Source organism: Streptococcus sp. 79, from assembly GCF_013277425.1.
GTDB lineage: Bacteria > Bacillota > Bacilli > Lactobacillales > Streptococcaceae > Streptococcus > Streptococcus pseudopneumoniae.
Window position 1 is genome coordinate 1 of record NZ_VMMW01000048.1, and the last position, 15,983, is coordinate 15,983.

Annotated in this window: 12 protein-coding genes; 11 read left to right on the top strand and 1 reads right to left on the bottom strand. The window is 41.1% G+C overall.

What is annotated here, in order from left to right:
* Positions 1 to 61: 61 nt before the first annotated feature.
* The gene (locus tag HT729_RS07810; RefSeq protein ID WP_172931868.1) at positions 62 to 2,110 is read right to left on the bottom strand and encodes a GH92 family glycosyl hydrolase; all 2,049 of its coding nucleotides are present in this window, start codon (positions 2,108 to 2,110) and stop codon (positions 62 to 64) included.
* Between the two features lie 170 nt (positions 2,111 to 2,280).
* On the opposite strand from HT729_RS07810, the gene HT729_RS07815 reads away from it, so the two are divergent.
* The 11 genes from HT729_RS07815 to HT729_RS07860 form a co-directional block, all read left to right on the top strand.
* Entirely contained in the window at positions 2,281 to 3,561 is a 1,281-nt protein-coding gene (locus HT729_RS07815; RefSeq protein WP_172923428.1) for a glycoside hydrolase family 125 protein, read from the top strand.
* A gap of 204 nt (positions 3,562 to 3,765) precedes the next feature.
* Positions 3,766 to 6,411: an alpha-mannosidase gene (locus tag HT729_RS07820; RefSeq protein WP_172931869.1), complete on the top strand. Its 2,646-nt coding sequence runs from the start codon at positions 3,766 to 3,768 to the stop codon at positions 6,409 to 6,411.
* Between the two features lie 82 nt (positions 6,412 to 6,493).
* Entirely contained in the window at positions 6,494 to 7,363 is an 870-nt protein-coding gene (locus tag HT729_RS07825; protein WP_172931872.1) for an ROK family protein, read from the top strand.
* Positions 7,357 to 9,237, top strand: a complete 1,881-nt coding sequence (locus HT729_RS07830; protein WP_172931870.1) for a beta-N-acetylhexosaminidase — start codon at positions 7,357 to 7,359, stop codon at positions 9,235 to 9,237. Before HT729_RS07825 ends, HT729_RS07830 begins: the two co-directional genes overlap by 7 nt.
* A 298-nt stretch (positions 9,238 to 9,535) precedes the next feature.
* Entirely contained in the window at positions 9,536 to 9,862 is a 327-nt protein-coding gene (locus HT729_RS07835; protein ID WP_345890464.1) for a hypothetical protein, read from the top strand.
* Between the two features lie 614 nt (positions 9,863 to 10,476).
* Positions 10,477 to 10,623 carry a hypothetical protein gene (locus tag HT729_RS12090; protein ID WP_240164429.1) on the top strand — a complete coding sequence of 49 codons (147 nt, stop codon included), beginning with the start codon at positions 10,477 to 10,479 and terminating at the stop codon, positions 10,621 to 10,623.
* A 12-nt stretch (positions 10,624 to 10,635) separates the two neighbouring features.
* Positions 10,636 to 10,992 (top strand): hypothetical protein, encoded by a 357-nt coding sequence (locus tag HT729_RS07840; RefSeq protein ID WP_226372047.1) that lies wholly within the window; start codon positions 10,636 to 10,638, stop codon positions 10,990 to 10,992.
* A 454-nt stretch (positions 10,993 to 11,446) separates the two neighbouring features.
* A complete protein-coding gene (locus HT729_RS07845) occupies positions 11,447 to 12,016 on the top strand; it encodes a hypothetical protein (RefSeq protein WP_138701546.1) in 570 nt (189 codons plus the stop codon).
* Between the two features lie 14 nt (positions 12,017 to 12,030).
* Positions 12,031 to 12,375: a hypothetical protein gene (locus HT729_RS07850; RefSeq protein WP_050971712.1), complete on the top strand. Its 345-nt coding sequence runs from the start codon at positions 12,031 to 12,033 to the stop codon at positions 12,373 to 12,375.
* A complete protein-coding gene (locus tag HT729_RS07855) occupies positions 12,375 to 12,797 on the top strand; it encodes a preprotein translocase subunit SecB (RefSeq protein WP_226372392.1) in 423 nt (140 codons plus the stop codon). Before HT729_RS07850 ends, HT729_RS07855 begins: the two co-directional genes overlap by 1 nt.
* A gap of 576 nt (positions 12,798 to 13,373) precedes the next feature.
* The coding region (locus HT729_RS07860; protein ID WP_172931871.1) for a YSIRK-type signal peptide-containing protein at positions 13,374 to 15,983 on the top strand (2,610 nt) is incomplete at its 3' end.

A 15,983-nucleotide genomic window follows, 5' to 3' on the forward strand; every position in this document is an offset into this window, starting at 1 on the left:
TAGGAACTATCCGTGAGTTCTCTAGTCTGGAGATTTTTCAATATACTTCGTTATTGGGCGGTTACTTAGCTTTTAGGAGGTCTTGGTGTTGAATAGTTGATACTAGGTTTTTGTCCAGTCGGCATTCTTTGACAAAGTTAAAATGGCTGTGGTTTTGCTCAGTATGAATATCCAGCCATTTATCTTCTTTAGCCAGGTAGATACGGAGGTGATTAAAGAGAGGGATTCCGAGATCATAGCTTGGTTTTCCTGGACAGGTCGGATAAAATCCGAGAGCTAACCAGATGTACCAAGCAGAGAGACTGCCGTTATCTTCATCGCCAGGATAGGCTTGCCAGCTTGGGTGAAAGGCTTTTTGACGTAAGGTCTTGATAAGAAGGGCAGTGTAGTCAGGGTAGTTGCTGTAACGGAAGAGATAAGGAATGTGGAAGCTCGGTTGGTTGGAAATGGCGACTTGTCCAAAAGGAGCAGTAGCCATTTCGCTCATTTCGTGAATCTCGTAACCATAGCCTGTTGTCTCAAAGAGGGGAGCATCTTGACAGGTTTTCAAAAGATAGTTACTGAAGGCTTCTTTTCCACCCATAAGCTGGATTAAATCTGGGATGTCGTGGAGAACGCCTAAAGTTGCTTGGATGGCTGAACATTCGGCATAATCACGTCCCCAACTATAGGGAGAGAAGTCAGGGGGGAAGCGGCCTTGGCTGTCTCGCGCTCGCATGTAACCTGTTTCAGCGTCAAATAGATGGCGGTAATTTTGTGAAGCAGTCCTATAGGTTTCCGCGATGTCATTCTGACCAAGTTTTTTGGCACAGCTGGCGATACAAAAGTCGCTATAGGCATAGTCTAGGGTATGACTGACACTTTCGTGGTGGTCGGTAGAGAGGTAGCCCAGTTCTTGGTATTGGGCTAGTCCGTGGCGACCATTGATGCCGAGAGGGTCAGACTTGCTGGCTGTTTCGAGCATGGCTTGAAGGAGTTCTTCTTCTAAGTCAGGAGCCATGTCCTTGCAGGCGCTATCTGCGATAATGCCGTCTAAAAGTGTACCTGGCATCATACCCCGTTCATCTGGAGCCAGCCATTTTGGAAGGAATCCAGTATTGCGGTAGCTATTGAGAAATCCTTCTAAAAAGCGGTGGTAGTGTTCCGGTATGATAAGGGCAAAGAGGGGGAAGGTAGTGCGGAAGGTATCCCAGAAGCCATTGTTGCTGAAGAGAACCCCGAGCTTGACAGTGCCAGTAGCCAGATCCATGTGGATGTCTTGCCCTGATTCATCAACCTCATAAAAAGTCTGTGGGAAGAGGAAGAGTCTGTAGAGACAGTGGTCAAAGAAGGTTCGGTCAGCCTCTCCTGTCTCTATAATGTCAAAACGATGGAGGAGATTTTCCCAATCCACTTGGGCACTTGATTTACAGCTATCAAAATCTTCTTGAGGTAGATTGATTAGAGCTTGAGAAGGAGAGATGAAAGAAGTGGCTAGCTGAATCTCGGTTTGACTACTTGCTAAGTCAATTCGACAGTCTTCGCCTTCTTGGCTGATAGCAAGGATATCCGTATTCATTTGCAGGGCAGTGAACATCGTTAGCGAATTTTTGTTGGTTTCAGTTTTTCCTTCTTGTCGTAGGGCAAGAGTCCGCTTATCTACTTGCTCTACTGTCAGTTCATCTTTTGCGTGAAGATAGAGGGAGAGGGCTTTGCCTTGCTTTTGCTCCAAATGAATAGAAGCACCGTAGCAAGTCGGTGTGAGCTGGATTTCAATCTGATAGCGCAGGGAGAAAATTTTCAGATAATGAGGCTGGAAAGAGGCCTTATCCATATCATAGGAAGACTGACGATGGAAGAGGCTGTCTCCACCCACTTGGCCTGTGACAGGTGTCAGAAGGAGCCAAGAGTAGTCCCCAATCCAAGGACTGGGCTGGTGGGTTAATCGAATTCCCTGAAAGATAGGCAGATGCGGATTGAAAAACCAAGAGCCCTCCTGGTCACTGGTCTGGGGTACAAAGTAATTCATCCCAAAAGGCACGCCTGTGTATGGCAGGGTATTTCCCCGAGAAAAGGCATGCTTGCTGGCAGTTCCAAATCGGGTATCGATGCTTTCAAGTAGTGGTTTCATAGTCTTTCCTTTAGCTGTTTTTCTACATTATATCAGAAAAAGAGGGCCTTTAGAAAAGGAGGTTCAAAGATAACTATTTTGTAGAAAAATGACTATCATTTGTGTATGTATTTTCTGCCTCAAAAGCTATATACTGAAAATGAAACTTGTTTGAAAGAGGATACTGCACGATGATTTATTCAAAAGAAATTGTTAGAGAATGGCTAGATGAAGTGGCAGAGCGGGCTAAGGACCATCCAGAGTGGGTGGATGTTTTCGAGCGTTGCTACACAGACACCTTGGACAATACGGTTGAAATCTTAGAAGATGGTTCAACTTTTGTACTCACAGGAGATATTCCTGCCATGTGGCTTCGGGATTCGACAGCTCAACTCAGACCCTACCTGCATGTGGCTAAAAGAGATGCCCTCCTGCGTCAGACTATTGCAGGTTTAGTCAAACGTCAGATGACCTTGATTCTCAAGGATCCTTATGCCAATTCCTTCAACATTGAGGAAAACTGGAAGGGGCACCACGAGACAGACCATACCGACCTGAATGGTTGGATTTGGGAACGCAAGTACGAGGTGGACTCGCTTTGCTATCCTTTGCAGCTGGCTTATCTCCTCTGGAAAGAGACTGGCGAGACTAGTCAGTTTGATGAAACTTTTGTCGCAGCGACTAAGGAAATTCTTCATCTGTGGACGGTGGAACAAGACCACAAGAACTCTCCTTATCGTTTTGTCCGAGATACGGACCGTAAGGAAGACACCTTGGTAAATGATGGCTTTGGACCTGACTTTGCAGTGACAGGTATGACTTGGTCAGCTTTTCGTCCGAGTGATGACTGTTGCCAGTATAGCTACTTGATTCCGTCAAATATGTTTGCTGTAGTAGTCTTGGGTTATGTGCAAGAAATCTTCGCAGCATTAAACCTAGCTGATAGCCAGAGTGTTATTGCTGATGCCAAGCGTCTTCAGGATGAAATCCAAGAAGGAATCGAAAACTACGCTTACACCACCAACAGCAAGGGCGAAAAGATTTATGCCTTTGAAGTGGATGGCCTAGGAAATGCCAGCATCATGGATGATCCAAATGTACCAAGTCTACTAGCTGCGCCCTATCTGGGCTACTGTTCGGTCGATGATGAAGTGTATCAAGCTACTCGTCGTACCATTCTGAGCTCTGAAAATCCATATTTCTACCAAGGAGAATACGCTAGCGGTCTCGGAAGTTCTCATACCTTCTATCGCTATATCTGGCCAATCGCCCTTTCTATCCAAGGCTTGACAACAAGAGATAAGGCAGAGAAAAACTTCTTGCTGGATCAGCTGGTTGCCTGCGATGGTGGTACAGGTGTCATGCACGAAAGCTTCCACGTAGATGATCCGACCCTCTACTCTCGTGAATGGTTCTCCTGGGCTAACATGATGTTCTGTGAGTTGGTCTTGGATTACTTGGATATTCGCTAAGGAGCGTGCTTTATACTCTTAGAAAATCTCTTCAAACTACGTCAGCTTTATCTGCAACCTCAAAGCAGTGCTTTGAGCAACCTGCGGCTAGCTTCCTAGTTTGCACTTTGATTTTCGTTGAGTATTAGCTCAACTGATTCTTGTCAGAATCACAAATTTACATTTGAAACGTTAAAATTTAAATTTAGAATGAGGTTTTACTTCATGGAAAATGTTGTTGTACATATTATCTCACATAGTCACTGGGACCGTGAGTGGTACTTGCCTTTTGAAAGTCACCGTATGCAGTTGGTGGAATTGTTTGACAATCTCTTCGATCTCTTTGAAAATGACCCTGAGTTCAAGAGCTTCCACTTGGATGGTCAAACCATTGTCCTTGATGACTACTTGCAAATTCGCCCTGAAAATCGTGACAAAGTTCAACGCTACATTGACGAAGGAAAATTGAAAATTGGTCCCTTTTACATTTTGCAGGATGATTACTTGATTTCAAGTGAAGCCAATGTCCGCAATACTCTTATTGGTCAGCAAGAAGCTGCCAAATGGGGCAAATCAACCCAGATTGGTTACTTCCCAGATACCTTTGGAAATATGGGACAAGCGCCTCAAATCCTTCAAAAATCAGGCATTCACGTGGCAGCCTTTGGTCGTGGTGTGAAGCCGATTGGATTTGACAACCAAGTCCTCGAAGACGAGCAGTTTACATCCCAGTTTTCAGAAATGTACTGGCAGGGTGCGGACGGAAGTCGTGTCCTCGGGATTCTCTTTGCCAACTGGTACAGTAACGGGAATGAAATCCCAGTTGATAAAGATGAGGCCTTGACCTTCTGGAAACAAAAATTGTCAGATGTGCGTGCCTATGCTTCGATCAACCAATGGTTGATGATGAACGGCTGTGACCACCAGCCTGTACAGAAAAATCTGAGCGAAGCTATTCGTGTGGCAAATGAACTCTTCCCAGATGTGACCTTTGTTCACAGTTCCTTTGATGAATATGTCCAAGCCGTGGAAAGTGCCCTACCGGAGCAATTATCAACGGTTACAGGTGAGTTGACCAGTCAGGAAACAGACGGCTGGTACACACTTGCCAACACTTCTTCATCTCGTATTTATCTCAAACAAGCCTTCCAAGAAAATAGCAACCTCCTAGAGCAAGTTGTAGAACCCTTGACAATTATCACTGGGGGTCATAACCACAAGGACCAGTTGACCTATGCTTGGAAAACTCTTTTGCAGAATGCGCCGCATGATAGTATCTGTGGCTGTAGCGTGGACGAAGTTCACCGTGAGATGGAAACTCGTTTTGCCAAGGTTAACCAAGTCGGAACCTTTGTTAAGACCAATCTTCTCAACGAGTGGAAGGGCAAAATTGCAACTCACGAAGCTCAAAGTGACTATCTCTTTACGGTTATTAACACAGGCCTGCATGATAAGGTCGATACTGTCAGCACAGTGATTGATGTTGCGACTTGTGATTTCAAGGAATTGCACCCAACAGAAGGTTACAAGAAGATGGCTGCCTTAACCTTGCCAAGTTATCGTGTGGAGGACTTGGATGGGCGTCCTGTAGAGGCTAAAATCGAAGACCTTGGGGCTAATTTTGAGTACGATTTACCAAAAGACAAGTTCCGCCAAGCTCGTATCGCTCGACAAGTGCGCGTGACCATTCCAGTTCACCTAGCGCCGCTTTCTTGGACAACTTTCCAATTGCTGGAAGGAGAGCAAGAACACCGTGAGGGTATTTACCAAAACGGAGTGATTGATACACCATTCGTAACGGTGAGTGTGGATGACACTATCACAGTTTATGATAAGACAACTCACGAAGCCTACGAAGATTTTATCCGCTTCGAAGACCGTGGTGACATCGGAAACGAGTATATCTATTTCCAACCAAAAGGAACAGAGCCAATCTATGCAGAGCTTAAGGGCTACGAGGTCTTGGAAAACACAGCTCGCTACGCTAAGATTTTGCTCAAACATGAATTGACTGTGCCTGTCAGTGCCGATGAAAAGCTAGAAGAAGAGCAAAAAGGTATCATCGAGTTTATGAAGCGTGAAGCTGGACGGTCAGAAGAAATGACAAGCATTCCTCTGGAAACTGAGATGACTGTCTTTGTTGACAATCCACAAATCCGTTGCAAGACTCGCTTTACCAACACTGCCAAAGACCATCGTATCCGTCTCTTGGTCAAGACTCACAACACGCGTCCAAGCAATGATTCTGAAAGCATCTATGAGGTGGTGACACGACCAAACAAACCAGCAGCTTCATGGGAAAATCCTGAAAATCCTCAACACCAACAAGCCTTTGTTAGTCTGTATGACGATGAAAAAGGTGTGACCGTATCCAACAAGGGATTGAATGAATACGAAATCCTTGGAGACGACACCATTGCAGTGACTATTCTGCGTGCGTCAGGTGAGCTAGGTGACTGGGGTTACTTCCCAACACCAGAAGCACAATGCTTGCGTGAGTTTGAAGTCGAGTTTGCACTTGAATGCCACCAAGCCCAAGAACGCTTTTCAGCCTATCGTCGTGCTAAAGCCTTGCAGACACCATTTACCAGCCTTCAGCTTGCTAAACAAGAAGGAAGCGTGGCTGCGACTGGTAGTCTCTTGAGCCATTCTGTTCTCAGCATACCGCAAATCTGTCCAACAGCCTTTAAGGTAGCTGAAAATGAAGAAGGCTATGTCCTTCGCTACTACAATATGTGTAGTGAAAATGTGCATGTACCAGAAAGTCAACATCTCTTCCTGGACCTACTTGAACGACCATACCCAGTTCATAGAGGCTTCATTTCACCACAAGAAATTCGTACAGAATTGATTAAAAAAGAAGAAATTTAATTTCAACAAGTAAACATAAAAAGAAAGGAGGGGCGAAAAGGTAAGAACTAACTGCTGATTTGCCCCTTTTATGGTAAAAACAATGACCATTGCAACGATTGATATCGGAGGGACTGGGATTAAGTTCGCTAGTCTGACTCCTGATGGGAAAATACTAGATAAGACAAGTATCCCAACACCAGAAAACTTGGAGGAATTACTAGCTTGGCTAGATCAACGTTTGTCAGAGCAGGATTACAGTGGGATTGCTATGAGCGTTCCAGGTGCGGTCAATCAAGAGACAGGTGTGATTGATGGCTTCAGTGCGGTGCCCTACATCCATGGCTTTTCTTGGTATGAGGCGCTTAGCTCTTATCAGCTACCTGTCCATTTAGAAAATGATGCCAACTGCGTTGGACTCAGTGAACTACTAGCTCATCCAGAGCTTGAAAATGCAGCCTGTGTCGTGATTGGGACAGGGATTGGCGGAGCCATGATTATCAATGGTAGACTTCATCGAGGTCGCCACGGTCTGGGTGGAGAATTTGGCTACATGACAACCCTTGCCCCTGCTGAAAAACTTAATAACTGGTCGCAACTAGCATCAACTGGGAATATGGTACGATACGTGATTGAAAAATCTGGTCATACTGATTGGGACGGTCGCAAGATTTACCAAGAGGCCGCAGCTGGTAATGCTCTTTGTCAAGAAGCCATTGAGCGCATGAACCGCAATCTGACGCAAGGCTTGCTCAATATCCAGTATCTGATCGATCCAGATGTCATCAGTCTGGGTGGCTCTATCAGTCAAAATCCAGATTTTATCCAAGGTGTTAAGAAGGCTGTTGAAGACTTTGTCGATGCCTACGAAGAATACACGGTCGCACCAGTTATCCAGGCCTGCACCCATCACGCAGATGCCAATCTCTACGGTGCCCTTGTCAACTGGCTACAGGAGGAAAAGCAATGGTAAGATTTACAGGACTTAGTTCCAAACAAACTCAGGCTATCGACTTGCTAACAAAACATATCTCTTTACCAGATGTGGAAGTGGCAGTTTTTCAGTCTGACCAAGCCTCTATCTCTATCAAGGGTGAGGGTGGCCACTATCAACTAACTTACCGCAAACCCCACCAACTTTATCGTGCCTTGTCCTTGTTGGCAACAGCCCTAGTAGAAGCTGACAAAGTAGAGATTGAGGAGCAGGCGGCCTATGAAGATTTAGCCTACATGGCTGACTGTTCTCGAAATGCGGTGCTGAATGTGACTTCTGCCAAGCAGATGATTGAGGTCTTGGCTCTCATGGGCTACTCAACCTTTGAGCTTTACATGGAAGACACCTACCAGATTGAGGGACAACCTTACTTTGGCTATTTCCGCGGGGCTTATTCGGCTGAGGAGTTGCAGGAAATCGAAGCCTATGCCCAGCAGTTTGACATGACCTTTGTGCCCTGCATCCAGACCTTGGCCCACTTGTCAGCCTTCGTCAAATGGGGTGTCAAGGAAGTGCAGGAACTCCGTGATGTGGAGGACATTCTTCTTATCGGCGAAGAAAAGGTTTATGACCTGATTGATGGCATGTTTGCTACTCTGTCTAAACTGCAAACTCGCAAGGTTAATATCGGGATGGACGAAGCCCACTTGGTTGGCTTGGGACGCTACTTGATTCTGAACGGTGTTGTGGATCGTAGTCTCCTCATGTGTCAACACTTGGAGCGCGTGCTGGATATTGCTGACAAGTATGGTTTCCACTGCCAGATGTGGAGCGATATGTTCTTTAAACTTATGTCAGCAGATGGCCAGTACGACCGTGATGTGGAAATTCCAGAGGAAACGCGTGTCTACCTAGACCGTCTCAAAGACCGAGTGACCTTGGTTTACTGGGACTATTATCAGGATAGCGAGGAAAAATACAATCGCAACTTCCGCAATCATCATAAGATTAGTCATGACCTTGCCTTTGCAGGTGGTGCTTGGAAGTGGATTGGTTTCACACCCAACAACCATTTCAGCCGTCTAGTAGCTATTGAGGCTAATAAAGCCTGCCGTGCCAATGAGATAAAAGAAGTCATTGTAACGGGTTGGGGGGACAATGGTGGGGAAACTGCCCAATTCTCTGTCCTACCAAGTTTGCAAATCTGGGCAGAACTCAGCTATCGCAATGACCTAGACCGTTTGTCTGCTCATTTCCAGACCAATACAGGTTTATCAGTTGAGGATTTCATGCAGATTGACCTAGCCAACCTCTTGCCAGATCTACCAGGCAATCTCAGTGGGATCAATCCTAACCGCTATGTCTTTTATCAGGATGTTCTCTGTCCGATCCTTGACCGACACATGAAACCTGAACAGGACAAACCGCACTTCGCTCAGGCTGCTGAGACCCTTGCTAACATTAAAGAAAAAGCTGGTGCTTACTCTTACCTCTTTGAAACTCAGGCTCAGTTGAATGCCATTTTAAGTAGCAAAGTGGATGTGGGACGACGCATTCGTCAGGCTTACCAAGCGGATGATAAAGAAAGTCTGCAAGAAATCGCAAGACAAGAATTACCAGAACTCAGAAGCCAAATTGAGCACTTCCATGCCCTCTTTAGCCACCAATGGCTGAAAGAAAACAAGGTCTTTGGTTTGGATACGGTTGACATCCGTATGGGCGGACTCTTGCAACGCATCAAACGAGCAGAAAGCCGTATCAAGGCTTATTTGGCTGGCCAGCTTGACCGCATCGACGAACTAGAAGTGGAAATCCTGCCATTTAACGACTTCTACGCAGACAAGGGCTTCGCAGCCACAACAGCCAACCAGTGGCATACCATTGCGACAGCTTCGACCATTTATACAACTTAAAAACAAGAACACCTTGCTTGGCGCAGGGTGTTTCGCGTGAAACAGAAGAATTATCTAGTTTCAAATGCCACAGTTAGACAAACTTATAATAAAATAGCAGAAAGGGAATGTTTCCTAAGAGCAATTCTATCGATGAGCAATTGGAGGTATTGTGGTACACTTAAAATTAGTAAAACAAGAAATAGAAGCTGAAAAGCCAGCATCTGTAGAAACCTGGGTCATTTTCGTCAAATTTTAAAAAGGTTGCTACCGACATATATAAATTCCAAAAACAAAAACGTTAGTAGAACTAGCAGATGTGATTTTATGGAGTTTTGATTTTGCAAATGCTCATGCTCATGCATTTTTCGTGGATAATGTTGCGTGGAGTCATGCAGATTCTTACTTTCTTAGCTTTGTTAGTGATGATGTTGAAGAACGTTACACAGAAAATGTCTATCTGGATACCCTAAGTGTCAAACAAAAATTTAAGTTTATTTTCGACTTCGGTGATGAATGGCGTTTTGAATGCCAAGTGCTGAGAGAAATCGAGACAGAGGGCGAAGAAGCTTATCTCGTACGTTCGGTTGGAACGCCGCCAGAACAATATCCAGATTATGATGGTTTTGACTATGAAGAATGGTAAAATTGATTGTTAAACAATCTAAAAAACAATTGGAATCAGTCTGTGTAGGCTTAGTATTTCAATTGTTTTTTTGTGATGGTTTCAGATAAGAGAGTTTTTTAATACTCAATGAAAATCAAAGAGCAAACTAGGAAGCTAGCTGTAGGTTGCTCAAAACACTGTTTTGAGGTTTCAGGTGGAAGCTGAGGAGGTTTGAAGAGATTTTCGAAGAGTATAAATTTGTTGAGGGTGTAGCTAATACGTATCAAGTCTGGTAGATTGAGAAAACTTGACAAAAAATTAGATAGTGCTAGAATAACATTAACGAAAGACATTTGAGGGCAGAAAGGTTCCTGCCACACCTTGCAAAAAGATATCTGAGATGCTGGGTACACCGACCAGCCAAGGGTCCGTTATTTCAAACACCGCAGGCTTAGGCTTGCGTTTTTTTGTTTGACAAAATTAAAAAAATGTGTAAGAATAAGTAGAATTGAAAACAGGAAAACTCACCTCCTTTCGATTCGTCTAGCCTTTTCGTGAGGCAATGAGGGGGCGGAGAGACGCGCTCGTCAACAGAAGTATCTCATTGGAAATGTTGCTCACTTTTTAGTGAGCTTTTTATCTAGGGAATAGAAATGAAAAGCAAAAAGTTAAAATTAGGTCAAATTGATTTAAAAATGTGCAAGGATTACGACCTTATTCAAGCGATGGACTATGACTTTAAGACGAAGGAAGTAATGAATAAAGGAAGGGGATTTGCGGTAACTCTTGTCAAAATATAGGGGCTAACTTTCTTGATTCCATTTAGAAGTTATATTCCTAAAAAGTATCAGTTGAAGTATAAGCTTCGAAATTCAGCAAAAGAAGGGTATGTTGAAGGATTAGATATTGGTAAAACCTTGATTTTAGAAGATGAAAGTTATTTGCTAAATACTACTTTTCGACTTCGAAAAATCGAAGATTATTATAAAGTAATGGACAATGATAGAGCTATAATTAATAAGTTGATAAAAGCTATTATAGACTATAACGGTGCTTTAGAAATGAACGATAGAAACAAACTTGAAGATCCTAAACGCTTTAAATTCTCAACATTCCAGAATTATTCTACTAGATTAAGAGTCATAACAGAAAAAGACTATTTAGAATAGATAATGTTTCCGCAGGCTTGTGTTTTTTTATAGTAGATTGAAATAAGATTTGAACAAATTGATTAGGAAAGTCAAATTAATTTATAGAAATGTTTTAGTAGTCGTAGTTACTGTTCTAGTTCCAATCCACTCTATTCTTCAAAAAAAGCGTTTTCTTGAAGAATAGAAAAAGTCCGTGAGTAATCACGGTTTTCTGCCCCAAACTTGCCCCAAAAGTTTTTTGAAGTGATCTTTATTTAACGTAAAATAAAAATACTGACTTTATAGGCTTTTTATTTGGATAAAATCCGATAATTTTGGCATGATAAGGTGAGGTAGTTATTGTCTTAATGCTCAGTTACGTTCTGGAAATCGCTAGAATGTTTTCAAAAAAGCCCGTAATAGTTGAATTATCTAAGCTTTAACAGTATAATCCAGTTAGTAGCTTCATCAGGAGGTTCTATGCTACAATATAGTGGGTGGCACGGCACCACCAATAAAAGAAAAGATTCTATCTGCTGGTTTTTCTTATGAGAAATATAAACCTGGTATTCATAAGCAGAGACATCCGAACGACTTGGGTAATGGTATTTATTTTTTTCTACCTTTTGACAAAGATACTGGTAAAACGATTGCTTCTGCTCATGTAGCAAAGTATAAGTCATTTGAACTAAGCAAACCCGGGGTTAGGCCTGAGTTAATTCATGCTAAAATCATCCTAAGCTCTATGAACAATATTTTTATGTTGGATGACTCAGCAAACCAAAGCTTATTAGAAGAATATCGACAAGCGGCATTTATTCAAATTGAACGTGAGATTACAGATATTGCAGATAGCGGAGCCAAAAATAGAGCTACTCTTCTTAACCAAAATCAAGGATTAATTATTGAGCTGTTGCTTGATTTAGCGTCTCAGCATGGGAAAAATTATGAAGCCGTGCAGTCTAAAACATATACAGATATTCCATTTTTACCAGTAATTAACGGAAAGAACGGAGAGGAAATTTGTATCCGTGATTTAAATTGTATTACAAACATTTTATAAATAAGGAGGCTTTTATGAGTTTATTGTCAAACTTTTTAGGAACTGAAGAATTTTCTTTGATGGATTCTCCAATGTTCCAAGAATTAGTTGAAAATATTAAGGCCAACAAAATTTATTCAGTAAACAATGAATTTGATTATGATTTGAATATATCAGGAAGTCTTAAAAAATATAAAGATGAAATCCATTTTACTTCTCAATTAAATAATCAAAAAGAGTTTTATGATTTGAATTCTATAACTAAAGTAAATGCAATGCCTAAATATAATATAAAAAACAAGAAGTCATGTTTTTCATATTTACCAATAGATTCTGAAAACTTAATTACAACAAAAGAAAATAGTGAGGTGGCAGCTTAATGTCCTCTTTACAATTTAAAGATTATTTTTTAAATGAAGTATCCTATCGAAGAAATCCTAGTTTTGACCAAACAAATAGTACTATTAATTTACATCCTGAATTGTCTGCACAGATTTTAATAAGAAAATCTGAAAACCTTGCTTATGTTAACTTGATAACAAAGCAAGGAAATATAGATTCAGATGATTCTGCTTTTGAGCTTATTGTAGATATTGTTGGAGAATTTTCATTTATATATGACGAGACAGAATTTGATATTGATTTTGAAACTTTTCTTAAAGAGAATGGTCTAGCAATTCTTTGGTCCTATATTCGGCCTATCGTATCTGATATGATTACTCGGGGTAATGAGTTCCCCAACTTCATATTGCCTGTCGTTAACATTAAAAAATGCTTGAAGACAAAGATTCTATCAAGTTAACATACGAATAAAAACAGTGTATGTATTTTTCAAAGCTCCAATGAAATGCTTTCACATTTAAAAGGTATTCGGAGAACTATAAATCAAAATTGTGATAAAAATAAATAGGATCAAAGAGTTTTGTATGATAGTAGTGCAATTTGAAACTCTAGCTGTTTCTCGAGCTTATCGTTCTTGAACTATAAAATATTTCTAAAAAACTGATAGAATCATATATTTTAATAATATACGAAGAATAACGCTGATTTTTCAAGCGTTTTTTCTTTTAAAACAGCTAGCAGGTGGTGAAGTGAAGGACTTGACGATCAAGTCAAACAATGTTGGTTTCAGCTTGTCGTGGATATGTTGAGTCTGTATAAAGAACCAATCGTAGGAGAAAATGAAGTCAATCTTCTCTTCTCATAATAAACCGTATCATATCAAGATTAGTTCATAATGTTTGATTTATAAAATGAAAAGGAGTATAATGAGTTGAACCTACCTAAAGTATGCTCAAATATTTTAGGGGGGCTTTTTTATTTGCCCTTCCATAGATATACTAAGCCGATAATTATCGGAAAAGGAGCAAAATGATATATGTTTTATAAAGGTAATGAAGATAGAGAAAAGCGCTTGCGGTTTTCGATTCGTAAGGTTAGTTTTGGAGCTGCCTCGGTAGCCGTGGCGGCGCTGTATCTCTTTATGGGAAGTGGAGCGGTATCTGCTGAGGAAGCGCAGGCCATACAGTCGAATGAGGAGGTGGCAGCTGATAAGGATTCGGAAATAGAGAAAAAATCAGAGGAACAGCAGCCAACCTACGCTGCTCCTGCTGCAAAGGAACAAGGATCTGCAACCAATACTGAAGCAGGGGATGAAGGCAAGCAAGAAAGTCATCCAGAGACCAAAGAGGAAGAAGCCAACTCATCTGAAAGAAGCGAAACTACAACAAAGACTCAATCGGATGAAAACTCTGTGAGTGGGGACTCTAGCTCTCCAAAATCTACAGAGGACAGTGAAGGTACAAGATCAGAAGAAGCAAGCAACAAGCCAAAAGTACGTAAAAGACGTGATGCACCTGCCCCAACAGCGACTCCAACCGATGACGACCTAGCTGCAAATCAGACTTATACAGCTCCAGGGGATGATGCAGGACTAGATGAATTAAAAGAAAAACTAGAAAAATTACCAAGCGCTATCCAAAATAATACAAAAATTAATGATATGGATAAACTGGGGGAACAAACAAATACACAATCAGGACAAGTTAAAAATATTACAAACTTCGGTGGTTGGAAAGCGGTAGGAGAAACTGGTAAATTTGCAATTGCAAAGAAAACTGAAGATGGAGTTTTTCCGATTGAAACAGTAAATACCGTGTATAGTGAACAAAATGGGAAGCACTATAGGACATACACAGGGGAACAAGCTTTTGATAGGACAAGTAACTATATCTTGTTGTTATCAGAGGTAAGGACGCGTGCTAGCTCTAAGGAGGCGGCCTACGATAATTCTGAATATAGAGGAACAGGATTATCGGGCAGCACTGCCAAAGCTCTTAAGGATTATAATGGAATAGAGAAGACTTTCAAAGCTTATTCAACAGAAGTGGGTTCAAAAGTAAAGATTCAATTTAAAACAGGATATACTGGAGACATTAATGGAACAAAAGCTAAATATAAAGTTGAAGTTATTGTGAATAAAAATGGAAAACCAGAGACAGTATATTCAAAAATGTTTGATCCTCAAAAAGATTTAACAGATAGTGATGCAACAGTTACTAAAGCAAGAGATGGTAATGGTCAGTTTATTCGTAGCAGATTTAATAATTATAATCTAAACAAGACAGAAGTAGAAAGTAAAATGAAAGGAGCTTATATTCCGACAGGGACGGCAGGTACATTTGAAAGTAAAGAGATTGACTTAGAAAAAGGTGTTACGGATTATACAGTACGAATTAGCTCTGCTGATAATGAACATTTAGGAATGGGATATCAATCTCCATTAAGGCAGTATGCATTACCGATTTCAGGTTTAGGCTTTAATATTACTCAAGATACTAATAAAATAGCTAAAGATTTATTATCTCGTATTTATGAAAAATTAAAAGCAACAGCTGCTGAGGATGAAAGAGGAATGACATCAGATTCTAAGGATGCTTATAATGCTGAATTGGAGAAAGTAAAAAATCTCATAGAAAATATTAATTTAGACACTACTGATAATTATAAAAAGGCGTTAAAAAATGTTCTACAAAAACAAAAAGAACTAACAGCGGATAAGACAGAACTTACAGAAGTTAAAACAGCTCTTGAGGCCTTGACGGGTGAAGCAGATCCAACAACAGGTAAGACTACGGATAGTGCAAAAGCATATAATGATGCGAAAACAGCTGCCCAAGAAGCGATTCAAGAAGCAGAAACAGTTATTAATGACGAAAATGCAACACCAGAAAAAGTGAGGGAAGCTTTAAATAAAGTTAATGAGAAGAAAGCAGCATTAGAAGCAGCGAAACAAGCTTTAGTAGAAGCAGCAACACCAGAAGAAAAAGCTAAATTAAAAACAGCTGCAGATTCATTAGTAAAAGCTGATGAAACAGGTAAGACACCAGAAAGTATCGCAGCATATGAAAGAAAATATGAAGAATTAAAAGCACAATTAGAAGAAGCTAAAGCAGCAGCTGCCGCAGTAGAAGCAAAAGGTGATAATGCAACAAAAGCAGAAGTACAAGAAGCTCAAGCACAAGTAGAAGCAGCCAAAGCAGAGTTAACAAAAGCAGCAGAGTTATTAGTTAATAAAGCAGACAAATCAGAGTTAACAAATGCAAAAGAAGCATTAAATACTTTAGCAACAGAAGCAGATCCAACAACAGGTAAGACTACGGATAGTGCAAAAGCATATAATGATGCGAAAACAGCTGCCCAAGAAGCGATTCAAGAAGCAGAAATAGTTATTAATGACGAAAATGCAACACCAGAAAAAGTGAGGGAAGCTTTAAATAAAGTTAATGAGAAGAAAGCAGCATTAGAAGCAGCGAAACAAGCTTTAGTAGAAGCAGCAACACCAGAAGAAAAAGCTAAATTAAAAACAGCTGCAGATTCATTAGTAAAAGCTGATGAAACAGGTAAGACACCAGAAAGTATCGCAGCATATGAAAGAAAATATGAAGAATTAAAAGCACAATTAGAAGAAGCTAAAGCAGCAGCTGCC

Excerpts from the sequence above, each read along its gene's own strand:
- HT729_RS07810 (WP_172931868.1), bottom strand. The coding sequence starts at position 2,110 with ATGAAACCACTACTTGAAAGCATCGATACCCGATTTGGAACTGCCAGC.
- HT729_RS07820 (WP_172931869.1), top strand. The coding sequence starts at position 3,766 with ATGGAAAATGTTGTTGTACATATTATCTCACATAGTCACTGGGACCGT.
- HT729_RS07830 (WP_172931870.1), top strand. The coding sequence starts at position 7,357 with ATGGTAAGATTTACAGGACTTAGTTCCAAACAAACTCAGGCTATCGAC.
- HT729_RS07855 (WP_226372392.1), top strand. The coding sequence starts at position 12,375 with ATGTCCTCTTTACAATTTAAAGATTATTTTTTAAATGAAGTATCCTAT.
- HT729_RS07815 (WP_172923428.1), top strand. The coding sequence starts at position 2,281 with ATGATTTATTCAAAAGAAATTGTTAGAGAATGGCTAGATGAAGTGGCA.
- HT729_RS07850 (WP_050971712.1), top strand. The coding sequence starts at position 12,031 with ATGAGTTTATTGTCAAACTTTTTAGGAACTGAAGAATTTTCTTTGATG.
- HT729_RS07825 (WP_172931872.1), top strand. The coding sequence starts at position 6,494 with ATGACCATTGCAACGATTGATATCGGAGGGACTGGGATTAAGTTCGCT.
- HT729_RS12090 (WP_240164429.1), top strand. The coding sequence starts at position 10,477 with ATGAAAAGCAAAAAGTTAAAATTAGGTCAAATTGATTTAAAAATGTGC.